Source organism: Isoptericola halotolerans, assembly GCF_013149785.1.
Classification (GTDB): Bacteria; Actinomycetota; Actinomycetes; order Actinomycetales; family Cellulomonadaceae; genus Isoptericola; species Isoptericola halotolerans.
Map to the genome: position 1 here is coordinate 805,878 of NZ_JABEZU010000002.1, position 15,811 is coordinate 821,688.

Sequence of the window (15,811 nt, forward strand, 5' to 3'; positions counted from 1 at the left end):
CTGGGCACCGGTGCCCAGGCCCTCCGTGCGATGCCGCCTCGCGGTGTCCGGTTCAGCGGACGACGGCGCAGCTCACCCGAACTCTGCCGCGACGGCCTCGCGGGACTCGTTCTGTGCCTGGGCGTTGGCCATGTCGAACTCGAGGACGGCCTCGTAGCCGAGACCGTTGGCGGTGTTCTGCATCGAGGTGAGCAGGCTCTCGAACTCGGCCTCGTCCTTGGCGAAGACCATCTTCCAGGAGTGCTCGATGATGGCGGCCTTGGCCTGGTTGCGGTTCGCCTCGATCTCGCTGCCGTCCGGGGGTGCGACGTAGCTCGCGCCCGGTGCGACGATCAGCTCGCCGGCGGTCTCGAGGTACTCCATGGCGGTCGTCGCACCACCCACGCGAGAGCTCCAGTCCTCGGTGAGCGGGTTCGCCACCGACTCCTGGTAGCTCGGCCAGTAGGTGTAGCTGTAGGGGGAGTCGATCTCCGGGTTCACGTCCTTGGGCAGGACGGTGTTGATGTTGAGCGCCGACACGCCGTCCTCGTAGGCGCCGCCACCCCACTCGGCGGGCACGTCGGCGCCGCCCTCGAGGAAGACCTGCCGGCCGAAGTCGGTCAGCGCCGGCTCGCCGTCGTCGCCGAGCTCCCAGGTCAGGCCCTCCGGGCCGGCGGAGCCCATGGTCTGCGAGGAGTTGGCCATGACACCCTCGGGCGAGTACAGCCAGTCGATGAACGCCGCGAGGCGCTCGGGGTCCTCCGCGCCGGACCCGATGCCCAGGATCTGCTGACCACCGTAGACCTCGGCACCGTAGGAGAAGACCTTCTGGTCGTCCAGGGGGAGGAGCTCGAATCCCTTGCCCTCGGCCATGCGCTCCTCGGTGTTGTACGCGGACTGGCCGAGCCAGGGCCACCAGGCGAGGAGCACCTGCCCGTTCTGGTACTTGGAGAACATCGTGTCGTAGTTCTGCGTGGTCGACTCGGGGTCGACGAGGCCCATCTGGTTGGCGTCGAAGTAGAACCTCAGCGCGCGGACGTACTCCGAGTCGGAGTCGATGATGCTCTGGTAGTCGGAGCCGTCGGCCGCTGCCAGGACGAATCCGAGCTCGTCGTACCCGTAGAGCGTGGCGGGCTGCTTGGCGGTGACCATCATGTTGCCGTCCCAGTCCCCGAAGAGCGAGATCGCATAGGTCGGCTGGCCGTTCTCGGCCTCCGGCTGCGCCCGCTGCATCTCCTGCAGGACGGGCAGGAGGTCCTCGAGCGTCGAGACGTCCGGGTAGCCGATCTCACCGTAGAGGTCCCACCGCAGGTAGGCGCCGAACGTGGGCTCGAGGCCCTCGGACGGCTCGGTGGGCAGCAGGGTCGAGACCGCCGTGGGGAACCCGTAGACGCCGTCGGAGCCCTCGTTGAGCTTCTCGACCGCAGGGTCGAACGGGGCGACGTTCTCCATCGACTCGTAGTAGCGCGACGCGTCGAGCAGGAGCCCGCCCTGGATGAGCTCGTCCATCTGCTGGCCCTTGTCGACGATGACGAGGTCGCCCAGGTCGCCGCCCGAGACGCGGGTGTTGTACAGCGTGTCACCCCCGCCGGCGACGTTGGGAGCGATGATGTTGAGCTCCATGTTGAACTTGTCCTCGACGATCTTGCCGAACCACCCGGACTGGATCCCCATGTAGTTGGCCAGCCCGGAGAAGACGTCGACCGTGATGGGGTCGGCCTGCGACCAGTCCTGGTCGATGCTCACCGCCTCGGTGGACTCGTTCTCACCTCCCGGCCCGGAGCAGGCGGTCAGGGAGAGAGCCCCGACCAGTGGTGCGACCAGGATCGCCGCTGCCTTTCTCGACTTCATGACACCCCTTCGTGTTGCGTTGGCGCGCGGTCAGCCCTTGACCGCGCCGAGCATGATGCCCTTGACGAAATACCGTTGGAAGAGCGGATAGATGAAGATGATCGGCAGCACCACGATCACGGCGACGGTCATCCGTATCGACGTCGGCGTCTGGGAGGTCGCTGCCGACACGATGGAGCCGAGGTTTCCCTGCGCGTTCTGAGCGGCCTGCGCCAGGCTGCTCGCCTGGTTGGTGTAGGTGTAGAGCAGGTACTGCAGCGAGTACAGGCTCTGGTCGGTGACGTAGAGCAGCGTGTCCTGGAAGGAGTTCCACTGCGTGACCGCGGTGAAGATCGCCACCGTCGCGAGGATCGGTGTCATGTTGGGCAGGATGATCCGGAAGAACGTCCGGAACGTGCCGGCGCCGTCGATCTCCGCCGCCTCCTGCAGGGACCGTGGCATCGCCTCGACGTAGGTCTTGACGAGGATGATGTTGAAGGGCTGGACGATCAACGGGATGATGTAGACCCAGAACGAGTTCGTCAGCCCGAGCGTCTTCATCGTGATGTACATGGGGATGAGCCCGGCGCTGAAGTACATCGTGAAGATCGTCAGGCGGTACCACAGGGAGCGCTTCCACATGCGTTCCTGGGTGAACATGAACCCGAGGAACGCCGAGGCGAGGACGGTGCAGACCGTCCCGATCACCGTCCGTGCCACGGAGACGATCGCGGCGCTCGACAACCCCTGCAGCCCGGCGATCTGCTCGTAGTTGGACAGGTGGAGGCCCTGGGGGAGCAGCCGGACATCACCCAGTGCGCTCGCGTCGTTGGCGCTGACCGAGTTGATGATGAGGTAGTAGAACGGGTAGGCGCACAGCAGCGCCATGAGGAGGAACCCGGTGTAGTTCACGATCGCGAACGGGATGTCCCCCCGCGTCCGCTGCGAGCTCGGGGGAGTGCTCTTGCGAGGCTTCCTCACCGGCAGGGGAGACGGTGTCGTCACCATGTCTTGACGCCCTCCTCAGATGATCGACGTGCCACGGGCACGCTTGGCGACGGCGTTGGCCGCCACGAGCAGCAGGACCGATATCAGGCTCTTGAGCATGCCGATGGCCGTGGCCATCGACAGGCTGTTCCCCGTGATCCCGATGTTGTAGACGTACAGGTCCAGCACCTGGATGTACTCCTTGTTGAACGCGTTCTGGAAGACGTAGTACTGCTCCATGCCGTTGTTGAGCATGTTGGCGATGGACAGCACCAGGAGGACCACGTAGGTGGGCATCAGGTGCGGGAAGGTGATGTACCGCATGATCTGGAAGCGGCCGGCGCCGTCGATCCGCGCCGACTCGTACAGGGCGGGGTCGATCGCCGCGATCGCGGCGAGGTAGAGGATCGCCCCCCACCCGAGGCCTTTCCACAGGCTCCACAGGAGCATCGCCAGCCACACGTGCTGATCGGTGTCGAGGAACTTGATGGGCGTGGTGATGAGTCCCGAGTCGTGCAGGACCGAGTTCACCAGCCCCGAGGTGGAGAACAGCGAGAACGCGATCATGTAGACGAGCACCCACGAGATGAAGTTCGGCAGCGTTGTCAGCGTCTGGACGCTGTTGCGGAACCAAGGGGCCCTGATCTCGTTGAGCAGCATCGCGAAGAACACGGGCAGCAGGGACGTCGCGAATCCCAGGAAGCTCATCGCGAGGGTGTTCGTCAGCACCTGCCCGATCTGCTGCATCTGCGTCGGGGAGGACACCAGCATCTCGAACCACTGGAACCCGACGAACTCGCTGCCGGACATCCCGAGGGCGGGGCGGTAGTCGTAGAAGGCGGTGACCCAGCCGGCGAGCGGGAGGTACGAGAAGAGGAAGATCAGCACCAGGAACGGCAGGATCATCAGGAAGAGCGTCTTCGAGGACTGCGCGCTCCTGACCTCCCGCGAGCCGCGCCGACGCCGCGGGTCCGGCGCGGGGCGGAGCTTCGCGGGCGCCGCAGCGTTGGCCTCCGCCGTCGTCGGCGTTCCCTGGGTCAGGCTCACCTGTCACTCCCTCGTGATGGTTCGGCGCGAGGACGACCGTTCGTCGAAGCGCTTCGACATTAGTACCACCGGGAACCGTTCCAGCGCAACGATGTCCACCGGCGATCGGCCGCGCGGGGGCAGCAGTCGTGACCAAGATGTGATCTGGCCGTCTTGACCGACGCTTTCGGCTGTGGAAGTTTATCGATCAACGTAAATCGTTTTCGGCCCTTTGCACCGGATGCAGGGACGGACGCGGCACTCCCGGCGACGGCGCCGGGCGGACTCGAGGGAGAGAGCCATGACCAGACGACACGCGGGGCGGACCGGGCGCAACCGGCGGCTGGCCGCCGGGACGGCTGCCATGACATCGGCAGCGCTGGTGCTGGCGGCGTGCAGCAGCGGCAGCACGGGGGGCGACGGCGGCGGTGACCGTGACGGTGACGGTGACACGGTGGCTCTCGAGTGTGCGCAGGACAGCGAGGCGGACGCGCAGTTCACCGCAGCCGAGGCCACCTCGCTCGGGATCCTGTGGACGGACTGGCCGGACTACCCGATCAAGGACTCGTGGCAGATCTTCGACGAGATCGAGAACCGCACCAACGTGCGGCTCGAGACGACGAACATCCCCTTCAGCGACGCCGAGGAGAAGCGGGGTCTGCTGATCAGCGCCGGCGACGCGCCACCCCTGGTCCCTCTCATCTACACCGGGGACGAGCAGCAGTACGCGGCGTCGGGGGCGGTCCTGCCCCTGAGCGACTACGCCGAGTACATGCCGAACTTCCAGAAGTACGTCGAGGAGTGGGAGCTCGGCGAGATGGTCGAGAACCTGCGCCAGGCCGACGGCAAGTACTACATGACCCCCGGCCTGCAAGAGGTGTCCGTCCCGGTCTTCACGCTCCTGATCCGCAAGGACGTCTTCGACGAGGTCGGCGCTCCCGTCCCGGACACGTGGGACGAGCTGCGCGAGGGTCTGCGGCTGATCAAGGAGGCCTACCCCGACAGCCGTCCGCTCGCGGACGGGTTCGAGGGACAGTCGATGCTCAACTACGCCGCCCACGCGTTCGGCACCGTCGCGGGCTGGGGCTTCGGCAACGGCATGTTCTACGACGAGCAGACCGACGCCTTCGAGTACGCGCCCACCACCGAGGGCTACAAGAACATGGTGGAGTACTTCCACGGCCTGGTCGAGGACGGGCTGCTCGACACGGAGTCGTTCACCGAGCAGAACGACGGCATGGGCACCGTCCAGGAGAAGTTCGCCAACGAGGTCGTGTTCGCGGCGTCCGGGGCGGCCGGCACGGTGCAGGAGTTCGGCTCGGCGCTGAAGGCTGCCCAGCCCGACGCCGAGTTCGAGATCGTCCAGCTGCCGCCCCCCGGCGGCGACGCCGGCGCCGTCGTCGAGCCGCGGAACTTCTGGAACGGCTTCATGATCACGTCCGAGGCCGCGGACGACCCCGACCTGTGCACGTACATCCAGTTCGCCGACTGGCTCTACTACAACCAGGACGCCCGCGAGATGCTGCAGTGGGGCATCGAGGGGGAGACCTACACCAAGGACGCCGACGGGACGATCACGCTCAACCCGGAGTACAAGTACGAGTCGTACAACATCAACACCGACGAGGGTTCCATCGACATCAAGGCGGACCTCGGCTGGGCGAACGACGTCCTGGCCGGTTCCACCGAGTCCCGGAGCCTCAAGGAGTCGTACAACCCGGAGCAGTTCGTCGACTACCTCGACGTCGTGACGTCCACGCGGACTCCCCGCGAGCCCTTCCCGCCCGCGCCCCTGACGGAGGACGAGCTCGAGCGGGCGTCGCTCATGGCGACTCCTCTGAAGGACACGGTCGACACCGCCACGCTGCAGTTCATCCTGGGCCAGCGGGACATGAGCGAGTGGGACGACTTCGTCACCCAGCTCGACGGCCAGGGGCTGCCGGCCTACGTCGAGCTCATCAACGAGGCCAAGGACCGGTTCGCCGAGAACCAGGGTTCCTGACCGTCGCCGATCGATCGGTCCCGGGACGGGTCGGACGCCCTGTGCGTCCCGGCCCGTCCCGGGGCCCGACGAAGGAGTTCGCATGAGCGTCATCCCAGCGCGGGGCGGCGGGGAGAAGGTCGGCGTGGTGCCGAGCTCTGCGGTCGCCCCGGCGTCACCGCCGGGGGCCGGGCCCGGTCAGCAGATCGCGGTGCGTCGCCGGTCCGCCAAGGTCCCCTGGCGCACCGCGTTGCGCCGCGACTGGCCGCTGTACGCGATGGCACTGCTGCCGGTCGTCTTCCTGCTGATCTTCCGGTACGTCCCGATGCTCGGGAACGTCATCGCCTTCCGGAGGTTCCGCCCCGGAGGGTCGATCTTCGGTGACGAGTGGGTCGGCCTGCGCTACATCGACATGTTCATCGCCGACCCGACCTTCTGGCAGGTCTTCTGGAACACGGCGATCCTCGGCGGGCTCTCCCTGGTCATCGTCTTCCCGCTGCCGATCGTGCTGGCTCTCATGCTCAACGAGGTCCGCAAACGGGCCTTCAAGCGCACGATCCAGTCGATCACGTACCTGCCACACTTCCTGTCGATCGTCATCGTCGCCGGGATGGTCATGCAGCTGCTGTCGCTCGAGGGCACGGTGAACCAGATCATCGGTGCCTTCGGGGGTGAACCGATCGCGTTCCTGCAGCGGGCCGAGTGGTTCCGGACGATCTACGTCACCTCGGAGATCTGGCAGACCGTCGGCTGGGGCACGATCCTGTACCTCGCGGCGCTGACCACGATCGACCAGCAGCTCTACGAGGCCGCCGTCATCGACGGCGCCAACCGGTGGCGGCAGACATGGCACGTCACGCTGCCGGGGATCCGGCCGATGATGGTGACCCTGCTCATCCTCAACGTGGGCACGTTCCTCAACGTCGGGTTCGAGAAGGTGCTGCTGCTCTACAACCCGCTGACCTACGCCACCGCGGACGTGATCTCCACGTACCTGTACCGCGTGGGTCTGGTGGCCAACAACTTCAGCTATGCCGCAGCGATCGGACTGTTCCAGGCCATCATCGGCCTCGTGATGGTCCTGGGGGCGAACCTCGTCGCGCGTCGACTGGTGGGGACGAGTCTATGGTGACCAAAGACATCTTGAGCGCGCCGACGACGCACGGCGCCGTCGGGCCGCGTGACAGCAGGGGCTACCGCGTGTTCACGAGGGTGAACCTCACGCTGCTCGTCCTGATCTCGCTGATGATGCTCTACCCGTTCGTCACGATCGTCGCCCAGTCGCTGTCCGACCCGGCGGCGATCCGGGCAGGCATGGTGAGCTTCTGGCCGGTCGGGTTCAACACCGACACGTACAGCGCCGTGGCGCAGAACTCGATGTTCTGGACGAACTACCGGAACACCGTGGTGTACACCGTGGTGGGAACCACCATCGCCATGATCCTGACGACGACGTTCGCGTACGTCATCGCCAAGCCGCACCTGCGTGGTCGCGGGCTGCTCGTCGGGATCGCCGTGTTCACCATGTTCTTCAACGGCGGGCTGATCCCCAACTACGTCCTCATCTCGTCGTTGGGGATGACGAACACGATGTGGGCGATCGTGCTGCCCGGGGCGATCAACGTCTTCAACCTGCTGATCATGAAGTCGTTCTTCGAGAACCAGCCCCAGGAGCTCGAGGAGGCGGCGGCGATCGACGGGCTCGGATGGTTCGGCATCTTCGGCCGGATCGTCCTCCCGCTGTCGAAGGCGGTCATCGCGACGATGATCCTCTTCTACTCGGTGTTCTTCTGGAACGACTGGTTCGCGGCCTTCCTGTACCTCGATCGCCAGGAGCTCTTCCCGGTCACGCTGTACATCCGCAACCTCATCGCCGGTGCGTCGTCGGCGACCTCCGAGGGCGCCGCGCTGTCGGGGATGAGCACCGAGCTCCTCAGCGCGAACATCCGCGAGGTGACGATCATCCTGACGATCATCCCGATCCTGTGCGTCTACCCCTTCGTGCAGCGCTACTTCGTCTCGGGCATCATGCTCGGTTCGGTCAAGGGCTGAGCCGCGATGAGGACCCCGGCCGAGCACGGCAGCGGACCGCTCTCGCAGATCGCGGGAGCGGTGTTCCGCTACACCGTGCTCGGCCTGTGCCTGGTGGTGACGTGCGCCCCCACCCTGGTGGTGATCGTGCTGCTCGGCCAGGGGTCGTCCACCGTGCCGTTCCAGGTGCTCGCGCTGCTGCCGGTGGCGCCGGCGCTCTCGGCCGGGCTCTGGGCTGTCCGCGGGTGGCAGCAGGACGCCGACGCCTCGGCGTTCCTGCTCTTCGTCCGCGGGTGCCGGCGCAACGTGGGCGACGTGCTGAGGTGGTGGGTGCCGACGCTCGCGGTCGGCGGGGTGCTCGGGGCAAACGTCGCGCTCGCCGACGTGGTCCCGGGGGCCGAGCTCGTGCGGGGGCTGTCGATCGTCGTGGCCGTGCTGCTGCCGCTCTGGTCCGGGCAGATGCTGATCGTGACGACGTTCTTCGCGTTCCGCACGAGGGACGCCGCCCGGATCGCCGCCGCCGAGCTCTTCTCGTCCTGGCGGGTCACGCTCGCCCACGTGTCGCTGCTCGTCGTCGCGGTCGGGGTGGTCCGCCTGGGCACGGAGGCGCTCCTGCTGTTCTGTGCCTGGGCGTTCGTCGCCCTGCTCGAGGTCTCCTCGCGGCCGACCGTCCGGGACGTCCGCGTGCGGTTCACGGTCCGAGCCTGAGGCCGGACGCCTCAGCCCGGGGTGCCCGGTCCTTGGGCTGAGCTGCCGCGTTCGGTGAGCACCGGCGCGAGCAGCCGGGTCTCCGACGGTCGGGCGTTCTCGAGCCGTGCCATCGCCATCTCCACGGCCACCGCGCCGATCACCTCTCCGGGGATGTCGATGCTCGTCATCGGCACGTGCTGCGACAGGGCGATGTCGTGCGGGCACACGGCGACGACGGCGGTGTCGCGGCCGACGTCGCGGCCCCGTTCCCGCAGGTGCGCGAGGACGTGCGGCAGCGCCCTCTCGTTGTGGACCACGAAGCCGGTGGTGTCGGGGGCCTGGTCGAGCACGGCGTCGACGGCGCTGCGCGCGGCGTCGGGCGTCGACCCGCACGCCTGCACCACGCCGGTCAGGGAGCTCTGCGCGCACTCGGCGGTGAACCCGCGGAACACTCGGTCGGCGTACGACGTGTGCCGGGCCATGACCTCGGGCGGGGACCCGATGAGCACCACGTCGCGGTGGCCCGTCTGCGCCAGGTGACGGGCAGCGAGCCGCCCGGTCGCCTCGAAGTCGAGGTCCACGCAGCTCAGTCCACCGGCGTCGCGGGGCAGTCCGATGAGCACGGCCGGCTGCTTCACGGTGCCGAGCAGGGGGATGCGCTCGTCGTCCGCCTCGACGTCCATGACGACGATCGCGTCGACCATGGAACCGGCTGCCACCCGTTCGACCCCGGTCACGTCGTCCTGGGTGAGCAGCAGCACGTCGTGCTCGAAGTCCCGGGCCCGCGTGACCACCCCGGTGACGAACTGCATGATGACGGAGACGTCGACGCCGGAGCGCAGCGGTGCCATGAGCCCGATGACGTGCGTGCGCCGGGAGGCCAGCGCCCGGGCGCCCATGTGCGGTCGGTAGCCGAGGTCGGCGATCGCCTGCTCGACCCGTCGGCGGGTCGGCGCCGAGATCGAGCGCTTCTGCGACAGCACGTACGACACCGTGGACGACGACACGCCGGCGGCACGCGCGACGTCCTCGATGGTGGCCATGGCTCAGCTCCTCTGGGTGGTGACGGGGGACGAGGTCAGGCTCACGCTAGCGCCCCGCGCCAGGTGTCTCGTCTCGGGAGGACCGTCCGGGCGTGCGACGACGACGTCCAGGTCTCGCCCAGCGGTCAGGGTCGCTGCGGTGAGACGCCCGTCGTGCCACGCGAGGTCGACGACGACGCCTCCGCGGCCGCGCAGGCCGCGCACCCGTCCCGTCGGCCAACCGCCGGGCAGCGCCGGCAGCAGGTCGAGCCTCACGGCCCCGTCGCTGGTCCGGTGGGACTGCAGCAGCATCTCGGCGACGCCCGCGGTCAGTCCGCAGTTGCCGTCCATCTGGTAGGGCGGGTGCGCGCTGAACAGGTTGGGGTACGTCCCGCCCCGCTCGCCGGAGCCGCTGATCGCGGGTCGCAGCGCGAGGCGGACCTGCTCGGCCGCGCGCTCCGCCTCACCGAGCCGAGCCCACAGGGCCATCCGCCAGGCCAGCGACCATCCGGTGCTCTCCGGCCCTCGTCGCTCGAGGGTGCGGGCTGCGGCGCGGGCGAGCTCCGGGGTGCTCGTGGGGTCGATCTGGTCGAAGGGGTACAGCCCGATCAGGTGGGACAGGTGCCGGTGCTCGGGTTCGGCCTCGGGCAGGTCGGTGGCCCACTCGGCCACCGCGCCGCGGTGGTCGACCCGGGGGTCCGGCAGCGCGGCGGCCACGGCCTCGAGCCGCTCGACCCAGTCGTCCTCGTCGCCCAGCTCGCGGGCGACCGCCCGGCACGACGCAGCGAGACGGCGCACCAGGGCCACGTCCATGGTGGCCGACGTCGTCACGGCGGCAGGTGCGCCGTCGTCGGCCACGAAGTGGTTCTCGGGCGAGGTGGAGGGGGCGGTCCAGGCACGCAGCGGGCCGCCGTCGTCGGACGTTCGCACCCAGCCGAGGACGAACTGCGCCGCTCCGCGCAGCACGGGCCGGACGACGGTGCGCAGGAACTCGGGGTCGGGCCGGAAGCGGTGCCGCTCGACGAGGTGGTCGGCGAGCCAGACCCCGCCCCAGGGCCACGCCGACCAGCAGGCGTCGCCGTGCCCGGCGCCCACGGGCGCTGCGTGCCCCCACACGTCGGAGTTGTGGTGGCAGGCCCAGCCGTCGATGCCGTAGAGCTCGCGTGCGACGACGGCTCCCGGGCCGGCGGCGAGGTCGACGACGAGCTGCAGCAGGGGTTCATGGCACTCGCCGAGCCCGGTGACCTCGGTGAGCCAGTAGGCCATCTGCAGGTTGATGTTGGTGGTGTAGGCGCTCGACCACGGTGCGGGCAGCTCGGTGTTCCAGATGCCCTGCAGGGTGGCGGGGGACCCGCCCGGGCGGGAGGAGCACAGGAGCAGGTAGCGGCCGTAGTGGGCGGTGAGAGCGACCAGCCCGGGGTCGGGACGTGCAGCGGCGGCCGCGATCCGTGCCTCGGTGGTCAGCTCGGCGGCGCCGTCGGCCGCGGGCAGGCGCAGCTCGAAGCGCTCGTACAGCTCCCGGTGGGCGGACTCGTGCTCCCGGCGCCGGGTCGCCAGGTTCTCCGTCGCCGTCGCGCGGGGGTCGGCGTGGTCCGGTCGGCTCCGGGGGAGGGGCTCGGTCGTGGTGTCCACGAGCAGCACGTGCTCCCGACGGGCGGAGGTGCGCAAGGTCCCGTCCCGCACCCCGGCGCCGGGATCGTCCAGGGCCGTCACGGTGACGCGACCGGTCCGTCCGCGGTCGGTGTCGTAGCGGACCGGGTCGGCGACTTCCTCGTGGCCGGGAGCGACGTCGACCGGCAGGTGCCAGGTGGCCTCGAGACCGGGCGGACCGCCGACCGGGCGGCCCCCGAGCGTGCGTCCACCGTCGTCCTCGGCGTCGCCGCCTGCAGCGAGCAGGAGGCTGGTCAGCGCGACGGACACCTCGACGGGCCGGTCGGCGCGGACGACGTGGACGATCGGCCCGCCGCGGGCGTCGGCCCAGGTCTCCTGGGTGACCTCGCCCGTGGAGGCGGAGACCCAGGTGTGACGAGCGGTCGCCGTGCGCAGGTCGAGCTCTCGCCGGGTCAGCCGTTCGTCCTGCGGTGGCGCGGACGGCCGTGGCTCCGCGGGCTGCACGGTGATCTCGGCCGTGGCGAGCGGGAGGTACGCCTGCGCCCACAGGCTCTGCGTCCGGGCGAGCAGCGCCTCCGCGCGGCGGACGTCCCCGTCGTCGAGGGCACGGCGGGCCGTGGCGAGGTGCTCGGGACCGCGCGCGGCCACGCCGGCGAGCGGGTCGGCGCCGGGCACGCCCGACCAGGCGGAGGAGTCGTTGAGCCAGAGCCGCTCGGTGCCGGGACGCCCGGCGCACAGGGCGCCACGGAAACCGTTACCGACCGGAAACGCTTCGATCCATTTCGACGCGGGCCGGTCGTCGTGAAGCACGTGCTCCGCACGGAGGTGGTGCCGGTCCGTGCCGTCGGTCGCGGCCCCGTCCGTGGCCGTCGAGCGGCCGGATGTCGCGTACCGGTCGGCCCGGGGTCGGGTCGGGCTGCTGGGCACGTCGTCGTGCTCGGGGCCGTGCCCCGGGTGCTGGACTTCCGGCATGGAAGCAGGCTAGCGTGTTGAAACGCTTCGACAGAACGACCGCGGGCGAGACGCGCCGGTCGTACGACGTCGAGAGGCCGGCGCGCACGGTGGCGCGCCACAGGGAGGGGACGACGGTGTCGAGTCAGGGCGCGACGGCGCGCCGAGCAGCCGGGGGCAGGTTCGCGGAGCTGACGGGCGACCTCGGGATCCTCTACGGCGGCGACTACAACCCGGAGCAGTGGGATCGGACGACGTGGCGCGAGGACGTGCGCCTCATGGCGGAGGCCGGTGTCAACCTCGTCACCGTCGGGGTCTTCTCCTGGGCGCGCTACGAGCCCCGCCCCGGGGTGCGTGAGTTCGGTTGGCTCGACGAGGTCCTCGGCCTGCTGCACGCCGGGGGCGTCGCGGTGGACCTCGCGACGCCGACCGCCTCACCGCCCCCGTGGCTCGGCAGGCTGCACCCCGACACGCTGCCGGTCGACGCCGACGGCGTGCGGCTCGTGGCGGGCTCGCGCAACCAGTTCAGCCCCGCCTCGCGGGTCTACCGGGAGCACGCGCTGTCGATCACCCGCGACCTGGTGGACAGGTACGCGGACCACCCGGCCGTGCGGATGTGGCACGTCGGCAACGAGTTCGGGCAGGTCTGCCACGGAGAGGAGTCCGCGGTCGAGTTCCGCCGCTGGCTGCGGGCGCGCTACGGCACGATCGACGCCCTCAACGAGGCATGGGCCACCACGGTGTGGTCTCAGCACTACGCCGACTTCACGGAGATCGTTCCGCCACGACGCATGCCGTACCACGTCAACCCGTCGCAGGCTCTGGACTTCCGCCGATACTCCTCGGACCAGCTGCGCACGCTGTACCGCGAGCAGCGTGACGTCATCCGCGCCGTCGACCCGGAGCGACCCGTGACGACGAACCTCATGGGCTTCTTCCCGCTCGCCGACTACTGGTCGTGGGCCCAGGACCTGGACGTCGTCGCCGACGACGCCTACCCGGACCCAGGTGATCCGTGGGCTCCCGCCGACGCCGCCCTCGCGTGCGACCTGATGCGTTCCCTCGGCGGCGGAGCCCCGTGGATGCTGATGGAGGCCGCGGTCGGGTCCGTGAGCTGGCGGGACCACAACCTCCCCAAGTCGCCCGGGCGGTCACGCCTCGAGGCGCTGCAGGCGGTCGCCCGCGGGGCGGACGGTGTCTGCTACTTCCAGTGGCGGGCGTCGCGCGCCGGGGCCGAGAGGTTCCACTCGGCGATGCTGCCGCACGCGGGACCGGACACCCGGGTCCATGACGGTGTCCGGAAGGTCGGTGCCGACCTGCGCCGGCTGCGGGACGTCGTGGGCTCACCGGTCCCGGCGCGGGTGGTCTTGCTCTTCGACTGGGAGTCCTGGTGGGCGGCGGAGGAGCAGGCACGGCCCACGGACCGGCTGCGCACCCTGGAGGTGCTGCGTTCGTGGTACCGGGTGCTGTGGGACGCGGGTGTCACGGTCGACCTGGCGCACCCCGACGACGTCGCGGTGACGGGTGCCGCGGGCTACGACGTCGTCCTGGTGCCGCAGAGCTATCTGCTGTCCGTCGACGCGGCCCGAGGGCTCGCGTCGGCGGCGTCCCGTGGTGCGAGCGTCGTCGTGGGGCCGTTCACCGGCGTGGCCGACGAGAACGCCCACGTGCGGACCGGGCGGTCGCCCGTGCTGCTGCGCGACCTGCTCGGTGTCAGCGGCGAGGAGTGGGTCCCGTTGCCGGACGACGGGGTGCCGCTCACCCTCGACGAGACGTGGCCGCACGGCGGCGCCGAACCCTCCGGTGGCGCGCAGGGCGACGGGCACCGTGCCACGATCCTCGGCGAGCTCCTGCGTGCCGACGACGCGCAGGTGCTGGCCACCTTCGACGGCGGTCACCTCGCGGGCGGCGCCGCGGTCACCCGCCGGTCGCACGGAGCGGGAGCGACCTGGTACGTGGGCACGGTGCTCCCCGGGCCGCTGCTGCGTGACGTGCTGGTGGACGCCTGGGAGCGAGCCGGTGTCACGGGCGTGCTGGGAAGGGTCAGGACGGCATCTGGAGTCGAAGCGGTTCACCGGGGTCACGCGGTGTTTCTGCTCAACCACTCCGAGCGCCCCGCCACGATCCGCCTCGAGTCCGCGATGACGGACCTGATCAGCGGTGTGAACTGCACAGATACGACCACCATCCCCGCTCTGGACGCCGCCGTCCTGGTGCCGCGGGAGGCCTGAGGCCTCGCTGCCGAGGGGCGATGCCTTGACTCGACCACCGTGCTCCCTGATACTCGGTCATCGAAGCGCTTCGACGACGCAGTGACATCCCGGCTGAGCCGGCTCGACGAGGAGGACCGATGATCAACCGCACCCGCAAGGTCGCGAGGACCACCGCGCTGGTGGTGCTGCCGCTGGCCGCACTGACGGCCTGCGTCGGCGGGGGAGGGGGCGCCGCGCCGACCACGGGCGGCGACACCGATGCCGACACGCTGACGATCTGGCACTACGAGAACGACGACTCCGCGATGGGTCAGGCGTGGGCCGAGGCGATCGAGATCTTCGAGGCCGAGCACCCCGAGGTCGAGGTCGTCCTCGAGAAGCAGACGTTCGAGCAGATCCAGAAGAACGCCAAGATCGTGCTCACCGGCGACGAGGTGCCGGACGTCATGGAGTACAACAAGGGCAACGCGACCGCCGGGCAGCTCGCCTCGCAAGGCCTGCTGCGCCCGCTGACCGAGGTCGCCGAGGAGAAGGGGTGGGCGGACTCCCTGCCCGGCTCTCTCGCGACCACGGCGCGCTACGACGAGTCGGGCCTGATGGGCGACGGCGAGTGGTACGGGGTGCCGAACTACGGCGAGTTCGTCGGCGTGTACTACAACCAGGACATGTTCGACGAGCACGGTCTGGACGTGCCGACCACGCTCGACGAGCTCGAGGACGTCATGCAGGCCTTCGCCGACGAGGGCGTCACCCCGCTCGCCGAGGCGGGCGCCGAGTACCCGTTGGGCCAGCTCTGGTACCAGCTCGTCCTGGCGCACGGTGACCGCGACCTGGTCGACCGGTACCAGCTCTTCGCGGGGGACGCCGACTTCCACGGTCCTGAGATGACCGCGGCGACCGAGCAGCTCGACGAGTGGATCGAGGCCGGCTACGTGGCCGGCGACTCGGCCGCACTGACGGCAGAGGACATGGGGGTCTCGTTCATCAACGGCACCTACCCGATGATGGTCTCGGGCTCCTGGTGGTTCGGGCGCGTCGTCGAGGAGATGGACGCCGAGTGGGGCCAGTTCAACTTCCCCGGCAACGAGCTGCACGCCGGGTCCTCCGGCAACCTGTGGGTCGTCCCCACCAACGCCGACTCGCCGTCGCTCGCCGCCGAGTTCATCGACATCACGTTGCGCCCCGAGGTCCAGGACGTCCTCGCCCGGACCGGCGGGCTGCCGGTGGCCGGCGACCCGACGGTGATCGACGACGACAAGACCCGCGAGCTCACCGAGAACTTCCAGGAGATCCTCGACGCCGACGGGCTGGCGTTCTACCCGGACTGGCCCGTCCCTGGCTACTACGACGTGGTCGTCACCCAGCTGCAGTCCCTCGTCAACCAGTCGAAGTCGCCCGACGAGGTGCTCGAGGGGCTGGAGGCCGCCTACACCGACGGCAGGTCCGACCTGCTCGGTAGCTGAGCCGGTCCCGGCACCGAGGAGCCTCGA

The 15,811-nt window shown here is 69.6% G+C and carries 11 protein-coding genes; 6 read left to right on the plus strand and 5 right to left on the minus strand.

All coding sequences use genetic code 11. The features are described 5' to 3' along the window. Positions 1-72 precede the first annotated feature (72 nt). From HDG69_RS11395 to HDG69_RS11405, 3 genes are read right to left on the minus strand one after another with little or no spacing between them, the layout of a single operon-like run. Positions 73-1,830: an extracellular solute-binding protein gene (locus HDG69_RS11395; protein WP_171783882.1), complete on the minus strand. Its 1,758-nt coding sequence runs from the start codon at positions 1,828-1,830 to the stop codon at positions 73-75. Positions 1,831-1,860: 30 nt separating this feature from the next. Beyond that, positions 1,861-2,790, minus strand: a complete 930-nt coding sequence (locus HDG69_RS11400) for a carbohydrate ABC transporter permease (RefSeq protein ID WP_343036395.1) — start codon at positions 2,788-2,790, stop codon at positions 1,861-1,863. Between the two features lie 42 nt (positions 2,791-2,832). Further along, positions 2,833-3,843: an ABC transporter permease subunit gene (locus HDG69_RS11405; protein ID WP_343036396.1), complete on the minus strand. Its 1,011-nt coding sequence runs from the start codon at positions 3,841-3,843 to the stop codon at positions 2,833-2,835. A 280-nt stretch (positions 3,844-4,123) separates the two neighbouring features. On the opposite strand from HDG69_RS11405, the gene HDG69_RS11410 reads away from it, so the two are divergent. From HDG69_RS11410 to HDG69_RS11425, 4 genes are all read left to right on the plus strand, one after another. Continuing rightward, positions 4,124-5,824, plus strand: a complete 1,701-nt coding sequence (locus HDG69_RS11410; RefSeq protein WP_171783884.1) for an ABC transporter substrate-binding protein — start codon at positions 4,124-4,126, stop codon at positions 5,822-5,824. An 82-nt stretch (positions 5,825-5,906) separates the two neighbouring features. Then, entirely contained in the window at positions 5,907-6,935 is a 1,029-nt protein-coding gene (locus HDG69_RS11415; RefSeq protein ID WP_171783885.1) for an ABC transporter permease, read from the plus strand. Then, on the plus strand, positions 6,929-7,855 hold the full coding sequence (locus tag HDG69_RS11420; RefSeq protein ID WP_171783886.1) for a carbohydrate ABC transporter permease: 927 nt from the start codon (positions 6,929-6,931) through the stop codon (positions 7,853-7,855). Before HDG69_RS11415 ends, HDG69_RS11420 begins: the two co-directional genes overlap by 7 nt. Positions 7,856-7,861: 6 nt before the next feature. After that, a complete protein-coding gene (locus HDG69_RS11425; protein ID WP_171783887.1) occupies positions 7,862-8,542 on the plus strand; it encodes a hypothetical protein in 681 nt (226 codons plus the stop codon). Positions 8,543-8,553: 11 nt separating this feature from the next. Here the strand turns inward: HDG69_RS11425 and HDG69_RS11430 are convergent, their stop codons facing one another. Continuing rightward, on the minus strand, positions 8,554-9,567 hold the full coding sequence (locus HDG69_RS11430) for a LacI family DNA-binding transcriptional regulator (protein WP_171783888.1): 1,014 nt from the start codon (positions 9,565-9,567) through the stop codon (positions 8,554-8,556). Between the two features lie 3 nt (positions 9,568-9,570). Further along, entirely contained in the window at positions 9,571-12,129 is a 2,559-nt protein-coding gene (locus HDG69_RS11435; protein ID WP_171783889.1) for a glycosyl hydrolase family 95 catalytic domain-containing protein, read from the minus strand. A 116-nt stretch (positions 12,130-12,245) separates the two neighbouring features. Between HDG69_RS11435 and HDG69_RS11440 the strand changes: the two genes are divergently transcribed. Beyond that, positions 12,246-14,339 carry a beta-galactosidase gene (locus tag HDG69_RS11440; protein ID WP_343036397.1) on the plus strand — a complete coding sequence of 698 codons (2,094 nt, stop codon included), beginning with the start codon at positions 12,246-12,248 and terminating at the stop codon, positions 14,337-14,339. Positions 14,340-14,458: 119 nt separating this feature from the next. Continuing rightward, positions 14,459-15,784 carry an ABC transporter substrate-binding protein gene (locus HDG69_RS11445; protein WP_171783891.1) on the plus strand — a complete coding sequence of 442 codons (1,326 nt, stop codon included), beginning with the start codon at positions 14,459-14,461 and terminating at the stop codon, positions 15,782-15,784. The last annotated feature ends 27 nt before the right edge of the window (positions 15,785-15,811 follow it).